The organism is Parajatrophihabitans canadensis, from assembly GCF_053764775.1.
Genome location: NZ_CM132445.1, coordinates 1,179,894 through 1,203,025, shown reverse-complemented (window position 1 = coordinate 1,203,025; position 23,132 = coordinate 1,179,894). Strand labels below are relative to the sequence as shown.

Annotated in this window: 22 protein-coding genes; 9 read left to right on the top strand and 13 right to left on the bottom strand. The window is 63.7% G+C overall.

The genetic code is table 11. The features are described 5' to 3' along the window. Positions 1 to 36: 36 nt before the first annotated feature. Positions 37 to 414: a DUF6458 family protein gene (locus tag ACSMXN_RS05865; protein ID WP_196811406.1), complete on the bottom strand. Its 378-nt coding sequence runs from the start codon at positions 412 to 414 to the stop codon at positions 37 to 39. A gap of 138 nt (positions 415 to 552) precedes the next feature. Between ACSMXN_RS05865 and ACSMXN_RS05860 the strand changes: the two genes are divergently transcribed. Beyond that, on the top strand, positions 553 to 1,428 hold the full coding sequence (locus tag ACSMXN_RS05860) for a ZIP family metal transporter (protein ID WP_022914953.1): 876 nt from the start codon (positions 553 to 555) through the stop codon (positions 1,426 to 1,428). Here ACSMXN_RS05860 and ACSMXN_RS05855 read toward each other — a convergent pair whose 3' ends face one another. Genes ACSMXN_RS05855 through ACSMXN_RS05845 form a run of 3 tightly spaced genes read right to left on the bottom strand, consistent with a single transcriptional unit; the run spans position 1,429 to position 3,664 of the window. After that, a complete protein-coding gene (locus tag ACSMXN_RS05855) occupies positions 1,429 to 2,364 on the bottom strand; it encodes a hypothetical protein (RefSeq protein WP_022914954.1) in 936 nt (311 codons plus the stop codon). Then, the gene (locus tag ACSMXN_RS05850) at positions 2,361 to 3,275 is read right to left on the bottom strand and encodes an ABC transporter ATP-binding protein (protein ID WP_022914955.1); all 915 of its coding nucleotides are present in this window, start codon (positions 3,273 to 3,275) and stop codon (positions 2,361 to 2,363) included. The genes ACSMXN_RS05855 and ACSMXN_RS05850 overlap by 4 nt, the downstream gene beginning before the upstream one ends. Next, the gene (locus ACSMXN_RS05845; protein ID WP_022914956.1) at positions 3,272 to 3,664 is read right to left on the bottom strand and encodes a GntR family transcriptional regulator; all 393 of its coding nucleotides are present in this window, start codon (positions 3,662 to 3,664) and stop codon (positions 3,272 to 3,274) included. The genes ACSMXN_RS05850 and ACSMXN_RS05845 overlap by 4 nt, the downstream gene beginning before the upstream one ends. A gap of 222 nt (positions 3,665 to 3,886) precedes the next feature. Between ACSMXN_RS05845 and ACSMXN_RS05840 the strand changes: the two genes are divergently transcribed. From ACSMXN_RS05840 to ACSMXN_RS05830, 3 genes are all read left to right on the top strand, one after another. Then, a complete protein-coding gene (locus ACSMXN_RS05840) occupies positions 3,887 to 4,846 on the top strand; it encodes an ATP-binding cassette domain-containing protein (protein ID WP_022914957.1) in 960 nt (319 codons plus the stop codon). Continuing rightward, entirely contained in the window at positions 4,843 to 5,670 is an 828-nt protein-coding gene (locus tag ACSMXN_RS05835) for an ABC transporter permease subunit (RefSeq protein WP_022914958.1), read from the top strand. Before ACSMXN_RS05840 ends, ACSMXN_RS05835 begins: the two co-directional genes overlap by 4 nt. A 102-nt stretch (positions 5,671 to 5,772) precedes the next feature. Further along, complete coding sequence (locus tag ACSMXN_RS05830; RefSeq protein WP_022914959.1) at positions 5,773 to 7,482, top strand: alkaline phosphatase family protein; 1,710 nt, start codon at positions 5,773 to 5,775, stop codon at positions 7,480 to 7,482. On the opposite strand, the gene ACSMXN_RS05825 is transcribed toward ACSMXN_RS05830, so the two are convergent. Both ACSMXN_RS05825 and ACSMXN_RS05820 read right to left on the bottom strand, forming a co-directional pair. Then, the gene (locus ACSMXN_RS05825) at positions 7,479 to 9,122 is read right to left on the bottom strand and encodes an alkaline phosphatase family protein (protein ID WP_196811407.1); all 1,644 of its coding nucleotides are present in this window, start codon (positions 9,120 to 9,122) and stop codon (positions 7,479 to 7,481) included. The genes ACSMXN_RS05830 and ACSMXN_RS05825 overlap by 4 nt on opposite strands. 81 nt (positions 9,123 to 9,203) lie before the next feature. Continuing rightward, positions 9,204 to 10,871 (bottom strand): hypothetical protein, encoded by a 1,668-nt coding sequence (locus ACSMXN_RS05820; protein ID WP_022914961.1) that lies wholly within the window; start codon positions 10,869 to 10,871, stop codon positions 9,204 to 9,206. Positions 10,872 to 11,675: 804 nt separating this feature from the next. Between ACSMXN_RS05820 and ACSMXN_RS05815 the strand changes: the two genes are divergently transcribed. Next, positions 11,676 to 11,879 carry a DUF1918 domain-containing protein gene (locus ACSMXN_RS05815; protein ID WP_081649300.1) on the top strand — a complete coding sequence of 68 codons (204 nt, stop codon included), beginning with the start codon at positions 11,676 to 11,678 and terminating at the stop codon, positions 11,877 to 11,879. A 95-nt stretch (positions 11,880 to 11,974) separates the two neighbouring features. Here the strand turns inward: ACSMXN_RS05815 and ACSMXN_RS05810 are convergent, their stop codons facing one another. The 4 genes from ACSMXN_RS05810 to ACSMXN_RS05795 are packed head-to-tail and all read right to left on the bottom strand — an operon-like array spanning position 11,975 to position 15,910. Then, positions 11,975 to 12,727: a phosphatase PAP2 family protein gene (locus ACSMXN_RS05810; RefSeq protein ID WP_022914964.1), complete on the bottom strand. Its 753-nt coding sequence runs from the start codon at positions 12,725 to 12,727 to the stop codon at positions 11,975 to 11,977. Positions 12,728 to 12,742: 15 nt separating this feature from the next. Beyond that, positions 12,743 to 13,453 (bottom strand): phosphatase PAP2 family protein, encoded by a 711-nt coding sequence (locus ACSMXN_RS05805; RefSeq protein ID WP_196811408.1) that lies wholly within the window; start codon positions 13,451 to 13,453, stop codon positions 12,743 to 12,745. Between the two features lie 20 nt (positions 13,454 to 13,473). Further along, positions 13,474 to 15,087, bottom strand: a complete 1,614-nt coding sequence (locus ACSMXN_RS05800) for a phospholipase D family protein (protein WP_022914966.1) — start codon at positions 15,085 to 15,087, stop codon at positions 13,474 to 13,476. 10 nt (positions 15,088 to 15,097) lie between these two features. Next, positions 15,098 to 15,910, bottom strand: a complete 813-nt coding sequence (locus ACSMXN_RS05795) for a DUF1206 domain-containing protein (RefSeq protein ID WP_022914967.1) — start codon at positions 15,908 to 15,910, stop codon at positions 15,098 to 15,100. A gap of 275 nt (positions 15,911 to 16,185) precedes the next feature. On the opposite strand from ACSMXN_RS05795, the gene ACSMXN_RS05790 reads away from it, so the two are divergent. Together ACSMXN_RS05790 and ACSMXN_RS05785 are read left to right on the top strand one after the other, a co-directional pair. Next, the gene (locus tag ACSMXN_RS05790) at positions 16,186 to 16,341 is read left to right on the top strand and encodes a hypothetical protein (RefSeq protein WP_022914968.1); all 156 of its coding nucleotides are present in this window, start codon (positions 16,186 to 16,188) and stop codon (positions 16,339 to 16,341) included. A 67-nt stretch (positions 16,342 to 16,408) separates the two neighbouring features. Further along, positions 16,409 to 16,768 (top strand): hypothetical protein, encoded by a 360-nt coding sequence (locus tag ACSMXN_RS05785; RefSeq protein WP_022914969.1) that lies wholly within the window; start codon positions 16,409 to 16,411, stop codon positions 16,766 to 16,768. Positions 16,769 to 16,799: 31 nt separating this feature from the next. On the opposite strand, the gene ACSMXN_RS05780 is transcribed toward ACSMXN_RS05785, so the two are convergent. Both ACSMXN_RS05780 and ACSMXN_RS05775 read right to left on the bottom strand, forming a co-directional pair. Next, positions 16,800 to 17,435 carry a DUF1345 domain-containing protein gene (locus ACSMXN_RS05780; RefSeq protein ID WP_022914970.1) on the bottom strand — a complete coding sequence of 212 codons (636 nt, stop codon included), beginning with the start codon at positions 17,433 to 17,435 and terminating at the stop codon, positions 16,800 to 16,802. A gap of 140 nt (positions 17,436 to 17,575) precedes the next feature. Then, the gene (locus ACSMXN_RS05775; protein WP_022914971.1) at positions 17,576 to 18,172 is read right to left on the bottom strand and encodes a TIGR03086 family metal-binding protein; all 597 of its coding nucleotides are present in this window, start codon (positions 18,170 to 18,172) and stop codon (positions 17,576 to 17,578) included. A 171-nt stretch (positions 18,173 to 18,343) separates the two neighbouring features. Between ACSMXN_RS05775 and ACSMXN_RS05770 the strand changes: the two genes are divergently transcribed. Continuing rightward, positions 18,344 to 18,826, top strand: a complete 483-nt coding sequence (locus ACSMXN_RS05770) for a hypothetical protein (protein WP_022914972.1) — start codon at positions 18,344 to 18,346, stop codon at positions 18,824 to 18,826. 13 nt (positions 18,827 to 18,839) lie between these two features. Next, positions 18,840 to 19,832 (top strand): hypothetical protein, encoded by a 993-nt coding sequence (locus ACSMXN_RS05765; protein ID WP_022914973.1) that lies wholly within the window; start codon positions 18,840 to 18,842, stop codon positions 19,830 to 19,832. 61 nt (positions 19,833 to 19,893) lie between these two features. Here ACSMXN_RS05765 and ACSMXN_RS05760 read toward each other — a convergent pair whose 3' ends face one another. Then, complete coding sequence (locus tag ACSMXN_RS05760) at positions 19,894 to 22,722, bottom strand: LuxR family transcriptional regulator (RefSeq protein ID WP_022914974.1); 2,829 nt, start codon at positions 22,720 to 22,722, stop codon at positions 19,894 to 19,896. Positions 22,723 to 23,132: the final 410 nt, after the last annotated feature.

Here is a 23,132-nt window from a genome sequence, read left to right as displayed (position 1 = left end):
TCAGTCTGACGATGCGGACCTTGTGAATCGATCGAATCAGAGCTGAGGATCGACGGGTTCCACGTACGTCGTGTGGCCCGGTCGGCTAATCACATCTGTTCGTCTGCGGCTCATCATGAGGACGAGGCCAAGCAACAACCCGGCAGCGCCGACGATCATCAGAATTACTCCTACCGTTCCCAAGTCGATTCCGTTGACCTGGGAAGTGACGGCGAACTTGAGGATCGCGCCGACCGCGATCAGCAGAAAGCTGGCACCAAATGTCATGATCGAGTTCCAGTTCTTCACGAACTGATCGCCTGTTTCGATCAGCCGGCCCACCGAGAGGTGGTGCCTCGCCCGCGCGCAGCTGTGTCGGCTGCCGTTGGCAACGACAACATAACAGCAACAACACAGGATGTCGGTGAATGCCACGAATTTCGCCTAAAACCCCCGGCTCGACAGTGAGCTGAGCGACCTTGCCGGGGCTCACACCTCCGCGGGCTTGCGCTGTTGCGCTTGTTAAGGGATCCTCACCAATGTCATTAGGTGAGGCTTACCTTTGGAGAGTTCGTGGACCTGTCGAAGACGCTTCTACTCGGTTTCATCGCCGGGGTAACGATTCTCATTGGCATGCCGGTTGGCCGGCTCCGCAGGCCGCTTCCCGGTGTGCGGGCCTTTCTCAACGCAACCGCCGTCGGTGTCTTGTTGTTCTTGGTTTGGGACGTGTTTTCCGCCGCGTGGGAGCCAATTGATTCTGCTCTGGTCGCGACTCACGAACACACCGGCGGCCTCGGGCCGGTCCTTGGCTACGGTGCATTGTTCGCCGGCGGCCTTGCCGTAGGCCTGCTGAGCTTGGTTGCCTACGACCGCTACATCGCGGCTCAGTCCGCCAAAGCTCATGCCGTCGGGCCAGGCGCGATGTCTGTGCACGAGAGGCCCGTTCGTCGGCCGCGCGGAGTGGCGACCTGGTCAGCGGCACGCCGCCTCTCACTTCTGATCGCGGTTGGTATCGGGCTGCACAACTTCGCTGAGGGCCTGGCCATTGGGCAGTCCGCAGCGAGTAACGAAATCGGGCTCGCCACCATGCTCGTGATCGGCTTCGCGCTGCACAATGCAACGGAAGGGTTCGGGATCGTAGCGCCGCTCGCCGCGGACACCGACTCGAGTGGCTCCGTCCGCCGGCCCTCATGGGGTTTCCTGTTGAGCATGGCGGCCATCGGCGGCGGCCCGACCTTCATCGGCACCTGGATCGGGCACGGCTTCACCAGCGAAGCTGTCTCCGTCGTGTTCTTGACCTTGGCCGCCGGGTCGATCATCTACGTCGTCGCGCAGTTGCTGGGTATCGCGGCCCGGGCCAAGCGACCCGACCTGCTCGCGTACGGCCTGCTGCTAGGGATGCTCGCCGGGTTCGCCACAGACGCCATCGTCACCGCCGCCGGCGTGTAGTCACGCGTCGCGGCGGCGAACCGTGATGACTGCGATGGCGACCAAAACAGCTGCGATAGCAACGAAGATTCCGCTTTCGATCCACTGGAATGTCCAGTAACGGTTCGCCGGCTGGTAGGTCTGGCTGAAGTGGTAGCCGTTGCGTTGCAGGCAGGCGGTCATCTCGGCTCGGCTCTGTACCGCGATGCAGTCCCGCGGTACCGGGATCGGGCCGCTGACCACAGACCCGTTGTGTAGTAGGTCGCCGTGCAATGACCAGGCGCCGCGAGGTTGATCGCCGTTGACCACGGCTGGGTCGATGGTCGTGACAGCCTTGGCGTAGTGCTGCCTGAGGTAATTCTCGATCAGAAAGCGCACCGCGACGAAGCCGACGACGGTGGTGACGATCGCAGGCAGGACTCGCCGCCACAACACGCCGGCGAGCAAGCCCAGAGCGGCTGCGAAAAGCGTGTACGAGGCCGGCATCAGACCCTGTATGTCGAACTGCAGCGGGTCGAATCGATTTTGGTGATAGGAGTTCTGCGTTCCCGACCACCACGTCACCATGCCGCTCAGCGCCGCTCCGACCAGCAGGGAGGACGACAGAAGGGTGAGCACCTTCGCCCACATCCAGCGACGACGGGTGACCGATTGAGTCCAGACGAGCAGGTTCGTTCCGGCGTCGTATTCACGACCAACGGAGGTCGCTCCCCAAAACACACCGATCAAGACGGGTATGGCGACAGTCAGGTTGACGAGGTCGATGACGGCGCCGTCGCCCTGGAAGAGGTTCAGGCCGCTGCAGTCAGTGCCGACCTTGCCGCACTCGGACAGCGCAGTGCGGTAGTCGTGGGCCATCGTGACGCCGGTGACCCATAGCAACACTCCGAATATCGCCAACAGACCGGCAGCCAAAGCTCCCGACACGCGGTGCTGGCGCCACAGCAACCAGGTCATGACACCACCGCCACGCCGAGGTGGTCGGCCGAGGATCGGTCCGAGCCGAGATAGGCGAGCACGATGTCTTCCAGATTCAGCGGTTCGACCTGCCATCCCGGGTCGTGCACCGGCCCGTTCAGCCGTACCCACAAGGTAGTTTGGCGGGCTGTCTGCTCTCTTCGCAGCACTATGTGCTCGCGCTCGATCATCGAGGTGTCGCGACGAGACGCCGTCAGGACGCGATGAGAGGACAGCACCTCATCGATATCGGCGGCCAGCATCGTGTGGGCTGCAGCGAGCACGACGAGGTGATCGCAGACCCGTTCGAGATCGGCCACCGAATGGCTGGAAAGCATAAGGGTGAGATCGCCCTCGGCGACTGCCTCGACGACGCTCGACAGAAACTCTCGCCGAGCCAGTGGGTCGAGCGCGGCGACCGGCTCATCAAGCAGCAGTACACGGGGGCGTTTTGCCAGACATAGCGCGAGCGCGACCTGTGCCCGCTGACCGCCTGACAAGGTCGCGACGCGTTGTTCAAGCGGAATCTGCAGCGCCCTCAGGCGATCCCGGGCGGCATGATCGTCCCACCGCGGGTTCATCGCAGCACCCATCCGCAAGTGGTCCTCGGAATTCCATCGCCGGTAGAGCGGTATCTCCTGGGCCAGGAACCCGACATCACTGAGAAACTCCTCGGTGTCAGCTGGGCCGCGCCCGGCGACCTCGGCTGACCCGACGCTGGGCGTGGAGAGCCCGGCGAGCAGCCGTAACAGGGTCGTCTTGCCCGCGCCATTTGCCCCGACGAGGCCGCAGACACGACCCTCGGGGATGGCGAACGTGCAATCCTGTAGGGCCCATTTGTTTCCGTAGCGCCGTCCCACACCGTGCGTGACGATCGCCTCCATCGGCCTGGTCGCCGCCGTCGCCGTCATGCGCTCGCCTCGTCCACGACAACCGCCAATGCCGAGCGCATCATGCTCTCGATATCGACGTCCCCCATTCCGGCAGCACGCGCCTTGGACACCCACGCGGCCAAACTGCGGGCCAGCAGTGCATGGGTACCGGGTGGCGGACCATCCGGACGCCGGAGCACAAACGTGCCGATGCCCTGACGGCCCTCGACCAGGCCGTCTCGTTCGAGCTCCCGGTACGCCTTCAGCACCGTATTCGGGTTGATCGCCAGCGAACCGACGACCTCCTTGACCGTCGGAAGACGATCGCCGTGCCGTAGCACACCGGTCAGCAGTGCTTGGCGAACCTGCTCGACGATCTGAACGTAGGGCGGGATATTCGACTTGGCCGATAGTCGCAACGTAAGCATGACGACACTCCTCTAGTTATCTAGGAGGGTAGATAACTAGAGAACTTCGGTCAAGGGCCATCGCTGGCGTCCGCGCGCGGCGTTGCCACCTGCCCTCGCCGTTCTCTCAGGATCGACAACTACTATTTCGAAAGTAGTAGTAACGAGGTCGGATCGCGACGGAGTGAACGAATACTTGATGACCGTTTCCGCTCGCGGAAAAGGTCAATTGGAAAGGCAGCCATGATCGAAGTCCGAAATTTGACCAAGCGCTACGGCGAGAAGGTGGCGGTCAAGGACCTCACCTTCACGGTGCAGCCCGGCATTGTCACCGGATTCCTCGGACCCAACGGCGCCGGAAAGTCCACGACCATGCGGATGATTGCTGGCCTCGACGCGCCGACTGCCGGCTCGGTATCGGTCAACGGCGGCCGTTATCGCGACGCCAGCGCACCAATGGCTGAGCTCGGTATCTTGCTCGAAGCACGAGCGGTGCACACCAGTCGCTCGGCGTACAACCATCTGTTGGCGCTCGCCCAGACCAACGGCATCCCGAAACGGCGGGTCGCAGAGGTCATCGACCTGGTCGGCCTCAGCGAGGTGTCCAAGAAGCGTGTGGGCGGATTCTCGCTCGGCATGGGACAGCGTCTCGGCGTGGCCTCCGCATTGCTCGGTGATCCACAGACGGTGATCCTGGACGAGCCGGTCAACGGCCTGGACCCGGAAGGCATTCTCTGGGTCCGTAACCTGCTGAAAGCCCTGGCGTCCGAAGGCCGAACGGTATTCGTGTCATCGCATCTGATGAGCGAGATGGCGCTTACTGCACAGCGCCTGATTGTCGTCGGCCGCGGCCAGCTGATCGCGGACACGACGGTGGCTGAGTTTGTCGCACAAGCATCTGGAAACGTCGTCTCCGTGCGTACTCCGCAGGCAACCGAGTTCCAGCGACTGCTGGTGAGCCCGGACGTCGGCGTGGTCCAGATCGCACCAGGGCAGATTGAGGTTCACGGGCTGAGCGCTGAGCAGGTCGGCGACATCGCCTGGGAAAACCACATCCGCGTCCACGAGCTCGCCACCCAGCAGGCGTCATTGGAAGAAGCGTTCATGGAACTCACGCGCAGCGCCGTGGAATATCACGCCCACGCCACACCGACGCCAACCGCAGCCGAAGATCGGGCCATCCCCACGGGCGAGCTCCGATGACGACGACCGTCTCATCTGGCGCCGCGACTCGACCCACGTTCTCGGGCATGAAGGTCACTCAGGCCCGGGTCATCCGATCGGAGTGGACGAAGTTTCGTTCGCTGCGGTCCACTAAAATCATCCTTTTGGTATCCATCGTGCTGACCATCGGGGTAAGCGCGCTGATTTGTGCCGTCACTGCCGCTCACTGGACACAGCTTGACCCTGGCGACCGTGCAAGTTTCAACGCCGTAGTCAGCAGTCTGAACGGGGTGCTGATCTCCCAACTCGCGGTCGGCGTCCTGGGTGTCCTGCTCATCAGTGGCGAGTATGCGACGGGAATGATCCGCGCGTCGCTCACCGCTACGCCCAAACGACTACCGGTCTTGTGGGCCAAGATCGCCGTCTTCGCCGGGGTCGTCGGCGCGGCGTCTGTGCTTCCGACGTTCGTCTCGTTTTTTGTGGGGCAAGCACTGCTGACCGGGCACAACCTGCGCGTCGGAATCTCAAGCCCGGGCGCGCTCCGCATGGTCATCGCGGCAGGGATTTACCTGCTGTTGGTGGGGATCATCGGCATGGCGCTCGGCTGCCTGCTCCGCAATACCGCTGCCGGCATATCCAGCTTGGTCGCACTGTTCTTTGTCATTCCGCCCATCCTCGGACTGCTGCCCAAGAGCTGGTCGAACAACATCGGTCCGTACCTACCGAACAATGCAGGCGAGGCGTTCTGGGGGCATCCCGACACCACCCACCTCTCACCGTGGGCCGGCCTAGCGGTGCTATGCGCTTGGACGGCGGTCGCGATCGTTCTCGCCGCCGTGCGACTCACCCGCTTCGACGCCTAGCTCCCGGTAACCAACTGTTCACTTTCCCGTCAGAAATATGCAGGTTCATCTCGAGACGTACTACTACAACATTGGTAGGAGTCGCCGTCGAAGGAGGAACCCATGCGTTCTCGTACGATCGCCGTCGCGGTTAGCTGTGGTCTCGCACTCTCCGCTGTCGGAATCAGTGCAACTGCCACCGCAAAGCCCGCGCCGCCCGCCAAGCACGTCTTGCTGTTGTCGGTGGATGGTTTACACGCCACCGATCTTGCGTGGTACGTCCACGCTCACCCCCAGTCGGCTCTCGCTTCGCTAGTCGAACGCGGAATCGACTACACCGCAGCACAGACGACGCTTCCCTCGGACTCGTTCCCGGGCATGATCGCCCAACTGACCGGCGGCGGGCCCGGTACATCAGGTGTGTACTACGACGACACCTACAACCACACGCTGCTGGCGCCCGGCACGACCGACTGCACGAGCGCGACACCCGGCACCGAAGTGCCCTGGACCGAAGCAGCCGATCGATCCCATGATCCGATCACGCTCGACGCCGGCCAGAAATTGACGGATCCGGCGCTCACCGCATTGCCAACGAACACCAAGGCGCAGACGCTCGCCGATGCTCCGGCAATCACCAAAGCCATCTTGAAGATGACGCCAACTCCGCAAACGCTGCTGGATCCGGCATCGCTTCCAATCGACCCGGCCACTTGCCTCCCGGTCTATCCGAGCGACTACCTCCGAGTGAATACCGTCTTCGAGGTGGCGCACGCCAAGGGCTTGCGGACGGCTTGGTCGGACAAGCACCCAGCGTATGAGATTCTCAACGGTCCGTCCGGAACTGGGATCGATGACCTTTTCACTCCCGAGATCAACAGTGTTGCCGACGCAACCGGTGACGACTGGACCACCGACAATGCATTGACGCAGGAATATGACAGCACCAAAGTGGCGGCCGTCCTCAACGAAATCGGCGGTCTGGATCACTCGGGCGCCAAGCACGTCGGTGTGCCGGCCATCTTTGGCATGAACTTCCAAACCGTCTCCACAGCTGAGAAGTTACCGAGCTCGGACGGCTTGACCGGAGGCTACAAACCAGACGGCACACCTGGGCCCCTACTGTCCAACGCGCTGAACTACATCAACACGCAGGTTGGCGCCATGCAGTCACAGATTCACAGCCAGGGCCTCGATCGCAACACGACCGTGATTCTCTCGGCCAAGCATGGCCAATCTCCGATCGACCCCACCACACTCCGGCGGGTCGATGACGGGGCCATCGTCGATGCAGTCAATGCGGCCTGGTTGGTCCAGCACCCGAAGTCGTCCACGCCACTCGTGGCATTCTCGGTCGACGACGACGCCATGCTGTGGTGGCTGTCCGATCACAGTCCGGCTGCGCTCGCCTTCGCCAAACAGTTCCTGCTCAGCCACTCGGCACCGGCCAACCTGATCAACGATCCGAAGGGCACCTTCTCGGCAACGGTGAAGTCGTCTGGGCTGCGGACCGTCTTCACCGGACGAGCCGCCGACGATTACTACCAGGCGCCAGCCGGCGATACGCACGCACCCGATCTCGTAGGGGTCGTGCAACCAGGCGTCGTGTACACCGGCGGCGTCTCAAAGATCGCCGAACATGGCGGCGGTACCGCAGACGATCGAAACATCGCTCTGGTGGTCGCTGGAGCAGGAGTGCAACATCAGAACACCGTCCACGCACCGGTCCTGACGACGCAGATCGCTCCGACGATCTTGAACCTGTTGGGGCTCGACCCCAAGTCCCTACAGGCGGTGCACATCGAGCACACCCAGTCGCTCCCCCTGCATTAAGGGTGAACCTCGTCGGGATGGCGGTGACGATGAGCCGCGTCGCTGAACGCCGCAGTGATCTGACTCGCTCGTACTGAGTCTGAGGTTGCGTTGACCGCCCCGGCCTCTGGCTCATTTATTGCGACGAGGTGAGCGCGTACCTTCTCAGCCTGCGCGACAAAGGGTTGGTAGTGCGTCGGAACCGGGGCGGCGAGCGGAACGGGTCGGGCCGCATCGGCCACTGAGGTGGTGCGTGCGGCGCGACTTCCTGCATTGCTTGCCGCGGAGACCAGCGGCACCGCGGGAAGGTACGCAGAGAGGTCGGGTAGATCGGTCCGAGGCTCGGCCAAGCTCGCCACGTCGTGAAACGGCGGCGACCAGGCATCCCTCGCAGTCAGCGGAGACGCGTCCGGCGCGAACAGAGCACGCAGGGTCGACGGCACGCTCGCATGATCGTGGATCCGGCTCACCAGCGTGCCAGCCGGAATAAGCGGAGAGACGAGAACGGTCGGTACCCGTGGGCCGAGCAGGGTGAAGTCGAACGGATGCACCGAGCGATGCCACAGTGCGTGCAGCAGTCGACCCAGTCCGCTGCGCCCGTCACCGGGTGCTGGCACGCCGTCCGGCGGTGGGACGTGGTCGAACAACCCGCCGTGCTCGTCGTAGGTGATGACGAGCAGCGTGCGTGCAAAGAGGTCCGGATTGCCGCGCAGGGCTTCGTAGACGTTGGCGATCAGGCTTTCACCGCGGGCAAAGTCGGTATCGGTAGCAGGATCGAACTCGTCGTAGGCCGCATTGGACACCAGGTTGTTCTCAGGGTGTTGGCTCGTGCTCACGTCTGGGCCCTCGCCGAGCAACGGCTGATGATCCAGAGTGTGAAACGGGGGCCGGTGGTTGGGCTCGATGAAGGAATACGCGGCCAGTTGGCCCGCCGCGACATGCTCGGCGAACCGGTTGCTGGGATACCACTTCGCGTGGCGCTCGGGGGTATCCCACAGTTTGGGGAAGGCCCACACCTGGGGCGTGTCGTCGTGATAGATGTGCCAGGTGTGGCCATGTTCCTCGAGCAGTTCAAAGATGGTCGGGTTGAGATAGGGGCGTGGCTCGATGTCGGTCTCGCCATCAGAAGTGGCCGCGTGCAGGTAGTTTCGGTTGGGCCATGTCTCGCCAGGCACCGAGCAGAACCAGTGATCGCACACCGCGAAGTCGAGCGCAAGGCGGCTGAGCACCGGTACGTTCTGCATTGGCTGGCAGAGCATCGCGAGCGGTCCGCGTCCGCTCCCCGTCGCCTGGCTCTTGACCTTGAGGGCCGAGAGCCGATTGAGGATCGGGGCGAAGATGCCGCTCATCCTTGGCGGGGCGAGGCCGCGGGCCTTGCGCTCATAGCTCGTCACGAAACCCTGGTTGGTCGGGCGCCACTCCGGCCCGGACCGATTCACCGAGAGCTGCTCCATGACGGCGTCGTGCGAGTGGTCCGGCCCGAACGGGAGCACCTTCTTGGCATCGGGAGAAGCGGCCACCCGCGGCCCGCCGTCCCACCCCGGGTTGTCATAGCTGCCTAGAAGTCCCTCGAAATCGGGCGATGGATGATCGAGATAACCGAGCATGTGGTCGAAAGACCGGTTCTCAAGACATAGGACGACTACATGATCGATTACCACGCCCCGACTCAATCACCGAACCCCGCCAGCCGCCAGCCCTGACTCGCTAGCGGATGACGCGGACGGTGTGAGCCTGCACGGCTAACGGACGCGGCAGGGGTTGGCCTTGTCGCCGCTATTGAAGTTGTTGTATCGGGTGACCGTCGTGAATCCAGCCGCCGGGTAGACGGTTTTCAGCAGCGGTCCGTATTCGGTCTTTGAGCTTCCGCCGAAGGTGTTGGTGGTGCCAGGGATGAAGGCGCCGCCCTGCTGCCAGGTGCACGTCCCGAGGACGTTGCGCGTCGTAAAGAGCGGATAGAACTTCGCGCCGTTGGGCGGGTTAACGCAGTTGGCTCCGGTGGACGTGTCGCAGAACGGCGGGTTGTCCTGCGAGTCGGCCGCCTCGATTCGAGGTAGATCAGTCTCGAACGCGATCGTCGAGAAGTTCGTTCGTCCGTTCGCCAGCGGGCTGGTAAACAGTACTGGCGACGGGTGCAGTAACCGGTCGCGCAACACGTTCCGATCTGTGCCAGGCCAATCCTTCTGATAGGACTGGCCGTCGAAATCCTCATCTGAGCTAAGGCAACCGTTGATCTTTATGAGCGTAGAATCCTCAGCGGGGACACAGAAATTGTTTCCATCATCTTCGTCCAGCCCGCCACGATCCTGCGCGCCGGGCACCGCACAATTGAAATCCGCATCGAGTTGCAAGCAATTCTCGAAGTGCCCGATCTCATCTGACATCGCCACGTTGTAGGTGTGCGCCGACCAGGTGTTACCTCGCGGGTTGGCCGTCGAGTACTCGGGGTGGAACGCATAGGGGCTCTGCTGACAGGTGCTGGCTCCAGGCGTGTAGAGGATGTGTCCGAACCCGTTAGCGATCGATGCGGTCATCGATCCGCGCTGGCCGGTCGACAAATCATTCAGGTCGATGCGCAAGCCGGCTCGGGTGTCATACATGTGTATGCGAACCCGGTCTCCGGGGCTCATCAGCAGGTCCTTGTTCAGATCCGGATTCACTGCGCTCAGGTTAGGACTCGAGAGGGTTCCGGTGAACAACGGGTTCGCCGGTGCCTGCGACTGACCATTCTTGGTGATGTAGGCCCAGTTGATCGGTTCAGGGCCGCCGAGGACGTAGTTGTTGCAGGCGGCGGTGTTTTCCGTACCCGTATTTTGGTTGACCGTACGGCTGTCGATGGTCATGGCCGCGCAGTACTGATGGGCGGTGCAGCCGAATCCCTCGAACTGCGGAACGTAGCCGGGGCCGTAGAACTGCAATTCCATGAAGGCGTTTCCCGGATGCTTTCCGATGTAGTCCGCCGCGGCCGGGTTGGTCCCGACCAGGTCGTTGGCATCGGAATCAGGCACGCAAGTCTTGCTGAACTCCGGTGCGGACTCGCTGTCGCAGAGCGTCAGGCCGAACCAAAATGTCGGCCTGAGCTGGAAGTTCCATGTGCCACCGCCCGCGCCGCTCGGGGTGGGTTTAACCACAGGTTCAGTAGGCAGTGTCATGGTGTAAGTGATGTCGTTGCCCGAGCCTCGCACGCCGGACTTGAACTCGATCGATGGCTCATCATGTCCGACATACTCACCGCCCGGGCTGTCGTAAGGGTCGGCGCACAGTGACGAGTGTCCGACACACAGGGGATCTTCCACAGCCTGCGAGACAGGCGCGGACCTCTGCGCAACGTGCGCCGTCACGGTGCTCTTCATCGCATTTGCGGGCAACGCGATGGCAGTCGCAGCCAACGCGCAGGAAACACCAACCATCAACCTCGCGACACGTTTCAACGACCTGCCCTTTCGTCCATTCGCGGGCCTCGGTTACCGAACCAGCGCCCGCACGAGGGCTGACAGGTCGAACAATTGGCCTGAAACTCAGCCCAGGCTTCAAGAAATTGTGTGGAGCAGATACCCCCTCACCGACATGCCTCAGTGCGGACTCCGCGGTGGCCTTGGCGCTCGTCGATCGCGCCGGGTCAGACGCAAGCCCAGCTACCTGGATTGGATTCTCGCTGCTGCGCAACAGAAAAGCATACGCTGCACGGCCAGAGTCGCAAGACCTGCTCGGCGCCGCGTGAGGTGCTGTGATTCATGCGGCCGGCCGGCGAGACTCGGCTGCCTCAAGGAGGCGCTCCGCCTCGTTCAGCTCGAGCACCGCGTCGTGCAGGCGATCAGATGCCGCCGAGATCCAGAAGTCAACGCCAGTCTGGTGCGCAATATGGAGGGCGCATTCAGCGTCATACAGATGTCGAGCAGCGTCGCACACACGTTGAGCCGGGCTCAGGCTAGATGCATCGGTTAGGGATTCGTACGTTTTGTTACCTGTCTGGTTGGCCATGATGTGCTCGCTAGGGAAGGTGGATTGGCTCTACCTAGTGTTGGCGATTCAGCTCGTGTGCGGATCCGTAGATCTACGCAGCTGTGTGCGTAACTCGCACACTGTTTACGCGTACGGGCTAGTCGAGCCTCCTCGGCGGGTGGTGTGGCGAGACGGTGCCAGACTGGCCCGCTGAAGCCAGGTATCAACCGGGGCCGTGGCGCGCATACTGGTTGGTGTCGCTGGAGGTGGCTATGAGGGCACACGTGGGAGACCGGCTGCATGTACATGGGCGCGTTGTGGGCGAGGCTGAACATTCTGTTCAGATAGTTGAGATCCGTGATTTTGGGGCTGAGCAATCGATCTTCACCGTCCGCTACGCAGACGGCAGAGAAACAGAGATCTGTCCTGGGCCGGGCGCTGTCGTCGAACACCAGGCCGACTGCCCAGCGAGCTAATCGCCCCCATGGTTGGCTGAGAACCGGTCAGCTAAGGGCGGACTCTCGGTGAGCCCTGAGCAGCTCCACCACGCCGCACGGGCGTGCTGCGGTGGTCATGGCGAATCGGGTTTCAACCGTTCGGAGTTTTCTGGCTCAAGGCCGTCGGCGGGCGTGACGGGCGGCAACTGCCGGTCGCGGCGCCAGGCCGAAAACGCTGCAGTCATGGCGAGCAGCCAGGCGGCTCCGATGATGATCCCACCGACTACATCGGAGACGTAGTGCACGCCGAGCGCGACTCGAGAGAAGCCGATCAGGCCGACCATGATCGACGCAACGACGATGATGAGAGGTCGCCAGCGTCGGCTTACAACCGGCAGGAAGACCAGCAGCAGAATCCCATAATTCACCATCGCTGACTGGGTATGCCCGCTTGGAAAGGATTTGCCAGTCGCGGTGGCGATCGGATTTACGAGCACCGGGCGCGTGCGGCCCACTGCCTGTTTGATGGCGCCGTTCAGCAATGAACCGCCGATCGCGGTAACCGCGAGGAATGCGGTGAGCCGGTAGAGCTTTCGGTATAGCAGCCACAGCCCGGCAAGGGTCAAGACGATCAGCCAGACCAGTGAGGACCCCGAGTTCGTGATCACTTTCATCGTGGTCACAAAACCGGGGTGTCGCTCGTCGAAGTCGTGCAGGTTCGCTGCGGCGGTCAAGTCAATCCTGCGCAACCAGGCGACTTTCTGCCGCAACAGAAGGACCAGCGTGCCGAATGGCACTGCTATCAGAAAGACAGCAGTGAAGGCCAGCAAACCCCGGACGCCGAACCGTCGGGCTGCATCGTCGCTCTGAAGGCCTGGCTGGTTCATTGGGGCACGTCGACGTCAGCCACGATGTTCAGTGGTGTTTGTCGGTAGCAGGACCAGCGATGTCGCAGCGGCCCAGAGCAAGCCCAGCATCACACCGCCGAGTACATCGCTCGGGTAGTGCATTCCTCTATAGAGGCGAGACAGTCCGATCGACAGCACGATAAACGCGGCCAGGGCGACGGCGAGCGCGCGCCAGGCTGCCCGCGTAGTGCAGGTGAAGACCACGATGACCAGCACTGTGTAGAGCGTTGTGGATGCGGCGGTATGGCCAGAGGGGAAGCTCGACGTCGGTGGGGATCCGTCCAGGTGGGCGACGGCTGGGCGGTTGCGCCCGACGACGATGGTCGTACTGGAAAAGATGCACACCTCCCCGATCATCGCCACCGCAAGCAGGATTGCCTCCGCCCATCGGTGCAGCAGCAGGCGCAATGTGATAAACGCGAGAACCGTTATGCCGATCGCTGCGGGCGTGTCACCAGCCAGGCTGGCGAAGTTGGTGATGCTGTTCCAGGTGGCGCTGCGATGATGGGCGAACCAACGGTCCGCGCCCCCCTCCCAATTGGTGAATCCGGCACGGGTCAACGGATGCACTAGCAGATAACCGACGCTGCACATCACGAGCCAGACCAGAACCGCTGCCGGCACCAACCGAAATGCGGCCCTTCTGACGTCGGGCCAGCTGCGCCTGCTGCCGTCTCTCGTGCGGTTGACCGGTGGTGCGGTCATCGGTACCTCCAGGCCAAATGTCAGGGACGGCGACGGACGCGGTCGCGAATCGACCGCCCGTCCGGGTCGTACAGCCATCGATAGACGGGGACCGCCCACGGTCGATGTCGCGCTGGCAGACGCTCGGGGACGTGCGGTCGCAGCCGCCCAGGTGGACGAGGTCCCACACTGCCAGCGTCGTACCAGGCTTGCAGTGTCTCCGCGCTGTGCTGCATGACCGCGAATGCCTTTGCCGGGTCGAGCACATCGTCGAGTTCGTCGTGCGCCTCGCGATCCAGGTGCTCGCGCCACAGGCTCAACCTGAGCTCGCGCGCGAACTTTCGTGCTCGGTCGCCGAGGCCGCCAGGATCGTGCGGTTCTCGAGGGTCGTATTCGCTGTCCAGTACCGCGCAAGACAATTCGCTGTCGTGAGTCCAAGACCGCCGGTTGAGGTTGTCCGATCCGATCATGGCCCAGGTGTCGTCGATGACAACGACTTTCGCGTGCACATACACGGGATTTCCGCTCGGGTTCTCCACATCGAAGATCGCGAACCTCTCATGTCCCGCTGCGCGGCAGAGCTTGATGGCCTGTTCGCGGCCGACCAGGCTGGGTAACCTGGCGGCGCCGGCCTTGTCGGGATATCGGGGAACTACCGCGATCAGGTGCAAGTCGGGGTTGTTCCGCAGCGCCGAGGCGAGCAGCTCGGCAACGAACGGAGCCCACAGATACTGATCCTCGATATAGATCAGCCGCTTCGCGCGCGCGAACACCTTTCGGTACGCATGGGCGATGCTCCTTTCACCCAATGGAGCAAAGGGATATCGACGAAGACGGGCTGGGTAGGTGCGGAGGACTTGAACCGCGTGTGATCCCGCGGACGGCGGGTCGGGTAGCTGTGCGGGCAACTCACGGCCGACGAGTTTGCCGGCGTGGTAGGCCCGGTCGATGAGCATCCGAAGCGGGCTGGACAGGTCAAGGGCGGTGCTGCCGTACCACCGTTCACGAAACGTATGTTCAACATCATTGACGGCCGGCCCGTGGATCGCTGCCTGAACGTCATGCCAGGGCGGCCGATCGCCGTACACTTCAGGAAATGCCATGACTTGCGGGTCACCCCCGTGCTCACGGCTGTCGTGGCGACTGAAGCCCAAATCGATCCCACCGATGAACGCCACATCGCCCGTGGGCGTATCGGGATGGCGAATGATCACGAACTTCTGGTGATGGGACCCGGCCCGTCTCGTCCTCGAGTCGAGCAGCATCTCTCCGCCCGCGTCAGACACAACCCGGACGAGTTCGGCATTAGCGCCCTCGCTCTGATCGAGCCAATCGGGCTGAGAGCGCCAGATCAGGCCAAACACCAGCGCCCCGCGTCTGGCCAGTTGAGAGAGCACGAACCCGACAGCGGTCCCGGGGCCGTTCAGCCGCTCAGCCGTATCCCCGCGGAAGTCGGCCACATAGACATGATCCGCACGCCCAGCCGTGGACAATTCCTGGTACAGCCGCGCAAAGTACGTTGCCCCATCTACGAGTGGCTCGACCAGATTTCCGGTCGTCCACGGCCTGATATCAGAGGCGTCGTTGCGCCGCTCGCCGTCTGTCAGAAACCATTTGGGCAATGCATGGTCGCTGGTGTGGCTATCCGTCGACATTCGTGCCCGCTCAGACTTTCGCGAATCGCGCAGCGGCCAGGCCGTACACGCCGAAGGCGATGAGGCCGATCGCAAGCGCACCGAGAATCCACGGCCCGTAGGCTTGATCAGCCAGCGTCCGCAAAGCGCCGTCCAATCCCGTCGACTCCTGAGGTTCGTAATTCACCGCGGCTTCAACGACGAGGCCACCGGCGACCGCGAACACGATGCCTCGCGCAGTCGTGCCGATCGTCCCGAGGGCAACCACAGCTGTTCGGCCCATCCCGTGAAGTTCACCCATCCGAAGCTGCTTCTGGAACTTCTGCCGCAACCCTTCTACGACCATGCCGAGTCCGATGATCACCACTACCAGACCGATCGCGCCGACCAGCCACCGGCCGACGTCGTGTTTCATCAGCTTCGCGGTTTCGGTCACTTGCTGCTGTCGCTGCGTCTGGTGGGAATTGCCGGCAATGAACGCGAAAGTCGTGACCGCGAAGGTGGCGTAAATGATTGCCCTGACAAGGGATTGCAACCGCGGCCCGGCCTTTCGCCCTTCGCTCGCGGTCCCAAATGCCGCCTCGCTCAGCCTCCACAACGCGTACGCCGCAAAACCGAACCCGAGGAGCCACAGCAGGACGCGTCCGGCAGGCTGATGGGCGACAGTCGCCAACGCGCCCCGTTGATTTGCCTCCTGCGAATGGCGCCCGCGCGCGATCTGCACAGCCAGCCAACCGATGACAAGGTAGACAATTCCGCGTACGGCGAGTCCGAAACGAGCTAACCACTCCATCGCTCGACTGTCGCTGGCCTGCTTGACGGAAAACTCAATCTGGTCGGTCACGCCGTCGCTCCTTCCGCGCGCCGTCGAGTAGGCAACGCAGCGAGAAGGTGGTTGTTCACCGTCCAATGGACCCTAGCGCAGATTCTGCGCGACTCCTACGGCTATCGTAGTAGACGCCATGGTGTGCAAGACTGCCGACGGTCGATCCTACTTTCCGATTTTCGCGGTAAAGCCCATTTGGGTATGGCGCATCCGCCGTAGTAGTGGTTATGTTTGGACGTCGTGCGTCGCACCCACAACAACCGGGTTGCCCGCCGTTGCCGCCGGAGATCCTCATGATCGTTCTCGGACTCATCCTGCTCATCATCGGTTTCGTGGCCGGAATCCCGATCCTCTGGACCATCGGGATCGTCCTTGTCGTCATCGGTGTGATTCTTGCGCTACTCGGCATGGCCGGACGCGAGATCGGCGGCCGCCGCTACTGGTACTAAGCGCGGCCCACATCGAAGATACGGCTCACGTCGAGGAGCCAACACTCCGAAGCAAGAAGGAGTAACTATGAAGATCGTAATCATCGTCATTGTCGTTGTCATTGTGGTTCTGGCCATCGGTGCGCTCGTTCTGCTGCCACGGATGCGAGCGCGTACCACCGAACGCAACCAGGCCCAAGCCCAGGAGCACTTAGCGGAATCCGAGCAGCGGGCCGTCAAGGCGCGCGCGGCCCACGCGGCCGCCGACGAGCAAGTCGCTCTAGCGCAACGCGAACGGGCCGAAGCCGAATTGCGTGCCGCCGACAGGGAGCAGGAGGCCCGCGAACGCCTGTCCGAAGCCGAGACTGAGAACGCGGAAGCCCAACGGCTGCATGAACGCGCCGCCGACCTCGACCCACGACTGCAAGGCCCTGCCAGCGATTCGTGAAAGCTGGCTGCCATCGCCCAAGGGGTGCTGGTCAGCCGCCACTGCTGCTGGCTAGGCCTGCGACAAGGTTGATGGTGGTGGCGAGGATGACTGCGCCGAACAGGTAGGACAGCAACGCCTGGCGCAGGACGGTGGCGCGGATGGCCGGAGTTTTCAGGTCGGTGTCAGACACTTGGAACGTCATGCCGATGGTGAACGCCAGGTAGGCGAAGTCGCTGTAGCAAGGCTGCGCCTGTTGATTGAAGTCCACGCCACCGTCTCTGCCGGTGTAATACAACATCGCGTAGCGCAGCGTGAAAACAGTGTGGACGACAAGCCAAGACAACGCGACCGTGAGGACCCCTACCCCCGCGAGGAAATCCTGAGACGCCCCTTTCGCCGAACCGGCTTGCAGGAGGAAGAAGCCGACGGCAGCCAGGCTCACGACCGCGGCACCGAGCAGAAGAGGATCGCTGACGGCGCGGCTGGGGTCCTCCCGAGTGGCGTTCGCCGCTGTCTGCTCACTGCCCATCGGCCACACGGTGAACCACACCCACGCCAGCAACGTGAGTGCGGCGGCATCCCATCCGACCGCGGGAGCGTATTTGGCCGAGCCAGCAAGCAACACGATCACAGCGATCGCCAAACCGACTGCGACCGATATGCCCAGCCGGAACCCGGTGCTCACACCGCTGAGCGAATGTCGCCTCGTCCTCCCCGGACCCGGTGCAGCCATCTCGTCACTGTCCACCACCAGAAGCGATGCAAGGACACGGCGCGCCGACTCGGCGACGCCGGAGCCGCAAGACCTCGTCGCCGGTTGGCCCTTCAGCAGGGTGCCCAGGCGGGGTCTCGTCCCAGCATCCCTAACGTTTCATCCAGCATCGAGGCGTCGTTGGGCACCGGCACTGCCGGTTGGAAGGCTGGCCCGCGTGCCGCCGGGTCCGATGCCGGGCCGAAGACCTGACAGATCAGGTCGTGGAGAGGCACCAACGTGGCCGCGTCGACGTCGAACGCCAATCCGGCGCCGCGCGACAAGTCCCAGCCGTGCACGACCAGTTCGCCGAGCAGGATGATTCCGGTTATGTCTCCTGGCTGTTCCTGACCGCCGACCCGAGCCGTCCCGGTCCATGCTTCGCTATTGCGCCACGCTGTGGCCAGGTCCCGCAGCTGCTGCGGTAGCACCGTGCGCCAATCCGGATCGAGGTGCGACGCATCGCCCCAAGGCGCCATCGTCGAGGACTCACCGCTCGACTTGACCGCGGCACCGCCGAAGGCGACCGTGACCCCGGCGAGATGGTCAAGCAGATCACCGACCGTGTACTCGGTGCACGGCGTCGGCCGGCTGAGATCCTGCTCGGGCAGATCCTCGATGAGCGTGCACAGCCGCTCAGTCGTCGGATCGAGATCGGTCATCGTGGTCATCGCTACCTGCCTTACGCTTGGTCGCTAGCGCGACACCGCTACGACGATAGTCGCGATAGCTGGTCCGGCGAGAACTCCTTGCTGAGGTGCGTCGGTCCGAGACATTGCGTTGAGCAACCGGTGCCGCGCATACTTCCGGTAACTGACTGATCGTGTTCGAAGGGGCGCCGTATGGACGGCAACAGCCAATTCTCGCAGGAGGTTAGCCGGTTACGTGCCATCGTCGAGCAGAACGGTGACGCCCGACTGTCCGCCCTGCTTGTGGCCGTTAGCGATGAGACAGTGAGCGAGCTGCTCGTCCGGCGAGCGGGTGAGGGACACGAATACGGCGGCGCGCTGATCAGCAACCGCGGTGACTTGGTCGACGTCGTATTCACCTTCAGCCGAAAGGCGGGCGTGTTCGGGATTCTGCCGCTATCGATCCTGGTTCGGGTCAATCGAAGCGAGCAGAGCGTGACCGAACTAGTTGACGGGTATTTGCCACCGCCTCCGCCGGACCCCACGCAGGTACAGGCCGACCTTGAGATCCGTGCCGCGGACTTCGAAGAAGAAGGTTTCGGTGACGAGCAGATCACTGCCGAGGATGAGGACGGGGACGGCGCTGATGCAGCCCCCAAGGTCGCGCCTCCTCCCAAGAAAAGCCTCTGGATCTAACTCCCCACGCCAGGTGTCTGCGGAGGAGAACTGGGACCGCGCGATCGACAACTTCACGCAATACCTCCCACCCGGAATCACCCGGTGGCTCGTCGCACTGGAACTGCCCGCCCATCGCACTATGCGTCGTCGGCTCCTGCCGAAACTGGGTTCGACCCAACTTTTCGTTCTCGGCCAAACCTCACCGGCACTTGTGGAGAAAGCTGGACTGGCATTACGCACCGATCCAAGCGTCGGCTTCCTCGAGTTCGCGGTCCACGATGGGCGCGCCGACCACCAGGGCGTCGACTACCAAACGGCTCTGATGGCGTACGCACGCTGGCCGAGTTCACGGTTGCGTATCTGCTTCGACGTGTGGGACGACACGTTTCCCGTCCTGTTCGCCGAGGCGCCCGCTGACGTCAAACTCAGGTGCCAGCGAACGCGATACACGGTCGCTAGCGCCGAGATGCTGACCTACCGGTCCCGTCCTGAATCGGCTGCTGAGCTGATGATCGACTGCGCCAACAGTCGATGGGTCGAGTACAGCGGATTGGAGGACTACGACTACATGCTGCCCAGCGGCGAAGTCGCCTGCCGACCCCGATCGGTCGATGGCGTCCTTGACCTCGACGGTTGGCTCATCGGGACGCTGCCCTTCGGCCTGAAGTACGGCCGCATCCGCCCCGGGGAACTTCAACTCACCTTCAACAACGGCCGACTGGACGAGGTCGAAGGCGCACGGCGCGAGCTCGTCGCCGATCTACGAGCCGTCATCACCGCCGTGCCGGCGCTCAGGACCGTAATCGAAACCGGGCTCGGCCAGTCGATGGCGGTGCCGGCAGCCGTACCACTCTGCCAACCGGGCTACCAATGGCACGAACGTCACTACGGCCTACATCTCGGTCTCGGCGCCGAACTACCGGAGACGCTCGGCCGAAAGCGCCGACCCACCAACCACCATCTCGACATCGTTCTGGCCTCCGGCAGACTTGACCTCGACGGACACCATTGGCGACGTTGGTGATCCAGCAATTCGCTGCAGGTGTTGCGAGCCGTTGCCATCCGGTCAGAATGATCATCCGTGGCTATTGCGGCGGGTCGACGCCCCGCTCGTCGGACACCAATCCTCCAGCGAAGCGCGGTCCCACTCCTGATTGTGCAAGCGCGTCCTGAAGCTCTCGGCGAGAGGCGATACCGAGCTTGGTGAACACCTTGCCGAGGTGCCATTCGATGGTGCGGGGGCTGAGAAACAGGCGCTCACCGATCTGCGGGTTGGAGAGCCCGTCACGAGCGTAGCGAGCGATCTGTATCTCCTGCGGCGTCAGTTTGCCCTGAGGCTCGGCGCGTCGGTTGGGCACCTTTTCGCCGGTCGCACGCAACTCGCGTACAGCCCGAACGGCGAAGGCGTCGATCCCCTGGTCGGTCATCATGGCGGCGGCAATGCGCAACTGTTCGCGGGCCGGGGTGCGTCGCTGCTGCCGTCGTAACCACTCGCCGTAGACGAGGTGGCCCCTGGCGAGCTCGGCCCGCATCCGGGTCCGGCCTAGCCGGTCGATCGCCTCGCGATAGGCATCTTCGGAGTCCGTGACAAGCGCGCGGGAACGCGCCTCGATCCCGAGCGCCCAATCGCTCTGCACGCTCTGCGTCACGCTCGACAACCGCTCCAACGCTTCGCGGGCTTGTTCGACCGACCCGCAACGAACCGCCGCCTCGATGAGCTCGACGAGTCCCCAGCAGCTCGAGCTCAGCTCAGCGGGATACGCGGTCGAGAGCTCGGCCGCGGCTTGCGCCTCCTCGTAGCGGCCAAGTCCGTTGTTCAACAGGGCGAGCGCCCAATACGCGACCGTCAGTCGGCTACCCTCCCCGTGTTCTCCGTGCTCTGCGACGTCGGCGATGCAGGTCGCAGCGATGGCCCGCGTCTGCTCCTCGCGACCCTGCCACGCCGCAAGCGCCGCCCGCGCGGCGTCCGGCGTGAGCAAGCTCCCCGTCGCCTCGATGATCGCCGTTGCCTCATCGATGAGTTCTGCTGCGGTCGTCAACTCGCCGGCGAACGCGAGGACAACGCTGCGGTGATGCAGGCAGAACGGAAGGTCGCTGAGCGCGCCGCTGTCCCGGACGACGTCGACGTAGCGCGCGGTGTCCTGATACCACCCTTCGTCGTCCCATAGCTCCATACTCGCGGTGCAGGAGATGGGTAACCATCGCACTTGCTCCTCGTGCGGAAGCTCGGGATCGCGGACGGCCTTGATCGCGCGTTGCAGCACAGGTCGGGCCGCCGCGTGTCCTTCGGTGAACAAGCGCGCCATGCCGTCGAGCAGTAGGTCCGCGGGACGTGGGGAGGATGGCCGGGGCAGTTGGGCGGCGGCGCTCGCGACCTCGACGACTCCGGCGCCCACCGCAAGGCGGCCGGCGAACAGGCCGGCCATGAGCGCCTCGAGATAGGTCTCGCGGGCGGCGAGGGCGTCGAGCGGCTCGAACCGCCGAGCGGCCGCGAGTAGCAGCGAGGCCGCCTCGCTGCCGCGTTTCGTCGCGAAGGCGATGTGCCCGAGGAGCAACTGGGATCGAGCCTGTAACAAGTCGTCGTCCGGGCCGGTGTTGACGACGGCCAACAACCTTGCTGCGTCCTTGAGTGCACCGGCCTGAACCTTCATCTCCGCGGCGCTGAGCGCCCGGTCGCGACGCCTGAGCGGGTCGAGGGAGAGCGTGGCTGCCCGCTCCAGGAACGCTGCCGCAGCAGCGACCCCGCCGCGTGCCCGCGCTCGGCTCGCCGATCGCTCGAGCTCGTCCGCAACCTGGTCGTCCGGACCGTCGGCGGCGTTCGCGCGGTGCCACGCTCGCCGGTCGGCGTCGGTCTCGCCGTCGGTCGCGTCCGCGAGGGCGCGGTGCACCCTGCGCCGCGCCTCGGGCGAGGCCGCCTGATAGATCGTTGAGCGGACAAGGGGATGGCGGAACTGGACGCGCGCTTCGACCTCCAAGAGTCCTTCCGTCTGGGCGGGTCGAAGAGCATCGACCTCGACGCCGAGTGCGTCGGCGGCACGCATCAGCACCTGCACGTCACCGACCGGTTCGGCAGCGGCTGCCAGTACCAGCAGCTGTGAGTCGTCGGACAACGAGTGGAGGCGGCGCAGAAAGCTTCGCTCGATCGCGAGTGATGTCGGTCGGACATCGGGCACGGCAAAGCCGCCGGCGAAATCGGCCGGCATCAGCGCCCGAGGCAGTTCCATCAATGCGAGTGGGTTGCCCCGCGCTTCGGCGATGATGCGCTGCTGCACTTGCTCGTCGAGACGCCCATGCATTGTGGACAACAGGACTCGGCGGGCGTCACCGTCGCCTAGTGGGGATAACCGCAACGTCTGCAGATCAGTCAGGTCGAGATGGCCTTCCATACCGTCCCGCCAGGCGAGGACGACCGCAATCGGCTCGGCCACCAGGCGGCGCGCGGCGAAGGTCAGTACCTCCAATGACGCACGGTCGAGCCATTGGGCATCGTCGACCAGGCAAAGCAGCGGCAGCTGCTCGTCGGCGGCGTCGGCGAGCAACGTGAGGACGGCGAGCCCGGTCAGGAACCGATCGGGCGCCGCCTCGTCGCGCAGGCCGAACGTCACTTCCAACGCTCTTCTTTGCGGCGGTGGCAACCGCTCGAGCCGATCAAACAGCGGCGCGCACAGCTGCTGCAGACCAGCAAAAGGGAGCTCCATCTCCGACTGCACACCTGCGAACCCGACGGTTCGAAAGTCGCTCACGTTCTCGCGGGCATAGCGCAGAAGCGCCGTTTTGCCGCAACCCGCGTCGCCTCGCAGCACCAGCACCCCGCTGCGGCTGGCCCGAGCCTCGTCCAGCAGGCCCAGCACAGCGGCGCACTCGCGGTCACGACCGAACAACCGCGTGCTCTCCGAGCCGCTTGCCGAAGCCATGCTGGATCGTAACCCGGGTAGGACGCGACTAGCAGGCTCGCTATCGGAGCTGCTCGTGTCTAAGTCGCGTTGCTCGCGGACGGATGTGGCGGGAAGACCGTCGCCCAGTCGTTCTTCATACTGAGGACGGTCCAGTCGTCGGTTTAGGCGAAGGTGCTGCTGCTGCCGATGACCCGCTCACGCGGGATGCCGTACATGTCTTGGGTAATGGGGCGCATGAAGTCGCGGCCCCCAATCGTGAAGGCCGGCTGCGATCGCCCAAGAGGCGCAAGTCAGCCGTCACCGCTGTTGCCTAGGCCTGCGACAAGGTCGATGCTGGTGGCGAGGATGACCACGCCGAACAGGTACGACAGTAACGCCTGACACCCGAACGCCTCAGCACGGCGGCGCTGAGGACTCGGCCAAACGAT

Bases quoted from the DNA above. Each gene is read 5' to 3' on its own strand.
- ACSMXN_RS05790 (WP_022914968.1), top strand. From the start codon at position 16,186: ATGATCGTTCTCGGACTCATCCTGCTCATCATCGGTTTCGTGGCCGGA.
- ACSMXN_RS05800 (WP_022914966.1), bottom strand. From the start codon at position 15,087: ATGTCGACGGATAGCCACACCAGCGACCATGCATTGCCCAAATGGTTT.
- ACSMXN_RS05850 (WP_022914955.1), bottom strand. From the start codon at position 3,275: ATGACGGCGACGGCGGCGACCAGGCCGATGGAGGCGATCGTCACGCAC.
- ACSMXN_RS05810 (WP_022914964.1), bottom strand. From the start codon at position 12,727: ATGAACCAGCCAGGCCTTCAGAGCGACGATGCAGCCCGACGGTTCGGC.
- ACSMXN_RS05785 (WP_022914969.1), top strand. From the start codon at position 16,409: ATGAAGATCGTAATCATCGTCATTGTCGTTGTCATTGTGGTTCTGGCC.
- ACSMXN_RS05835 (WP_022914958.1), top strand. From the start codon at position 4,843: ATGACGACGACCGTCTCATCTGGCGCCGCGACTCGACCCACGTTCTCG.
- ACSMXN_RS05805 (WP_196811408.1), bottom strand. From the start codon at position 13,453: ATGACCGCACCACCGGTCAACCGCACGAGAGACGGCAGCAGGCGCAGC.
- ACSMXN_RS05840 (WP_022914957.1), top strand. From the start codon at position 3,887: ATGATCGAAGTCCGAAATTTGACCAAGCGCTACGGCGAGAAGGTGGCG.
- ACSMXN_RS05760 (WP_022914974.1), bottom strand. From the start codon at position 22,722: ATGGCTTCGGCAAGCGGCTCGGAGAGCACGCGGTTGTTCGGTCGTGAC.
- ACSMXN_RS05845 (WP_022914956.1), bottom strand. From the start codon at position 3,664: ATGCTTACGTTGCGACTATCGGCCAAGTCGAATATCCCGCCCTACGTT.
- ACSMXN_RS05855 (WP_022914954.1), bottom strand. From the start codon at position 2,364: ATGACCTGGTTGCTGTGGCGCCAGCACCGCGTGTCGGGAGCTTTGGCT.
- ACSMXN_RS05815 (WP_081649300.1), top strand. From the start codon at position 11,676: ATGAGGGCACACGTGGGAGACCGGCTGCATGTACATGGGCGCGTTGTG.
- ACSMXN_RS05820 (WP_022914961.1), bottom strand. From the start codon at position 10,871: ATGGTTGGTGTTTCCTGCGCGTTGGCTGCGACTGCCATCGCGTTGCCC.
- ACSMXN_RS05775 (WP_022914971.1), bottom strand. From the start codon at position 18,172: ATGACCACGATGACCGATCTCGATCCGACGACTGAGCGGCTGTGCACG.
- ACSMXN_RS05830 (WP_022914959.1), top strand. From the start codon at position 5,773: ATGCGTTCTCGTACGATCGCCGTCGCGGTTAGCTGTGGTCTCGCACTC.
- ACSMXN_RS05770 (WP_022914972.1), top strand. From the start codon at position 18,344: ATGGACGGCAACAGCCAATTCTCGCAGGAGGTTAGCCGGTTACGTGCC.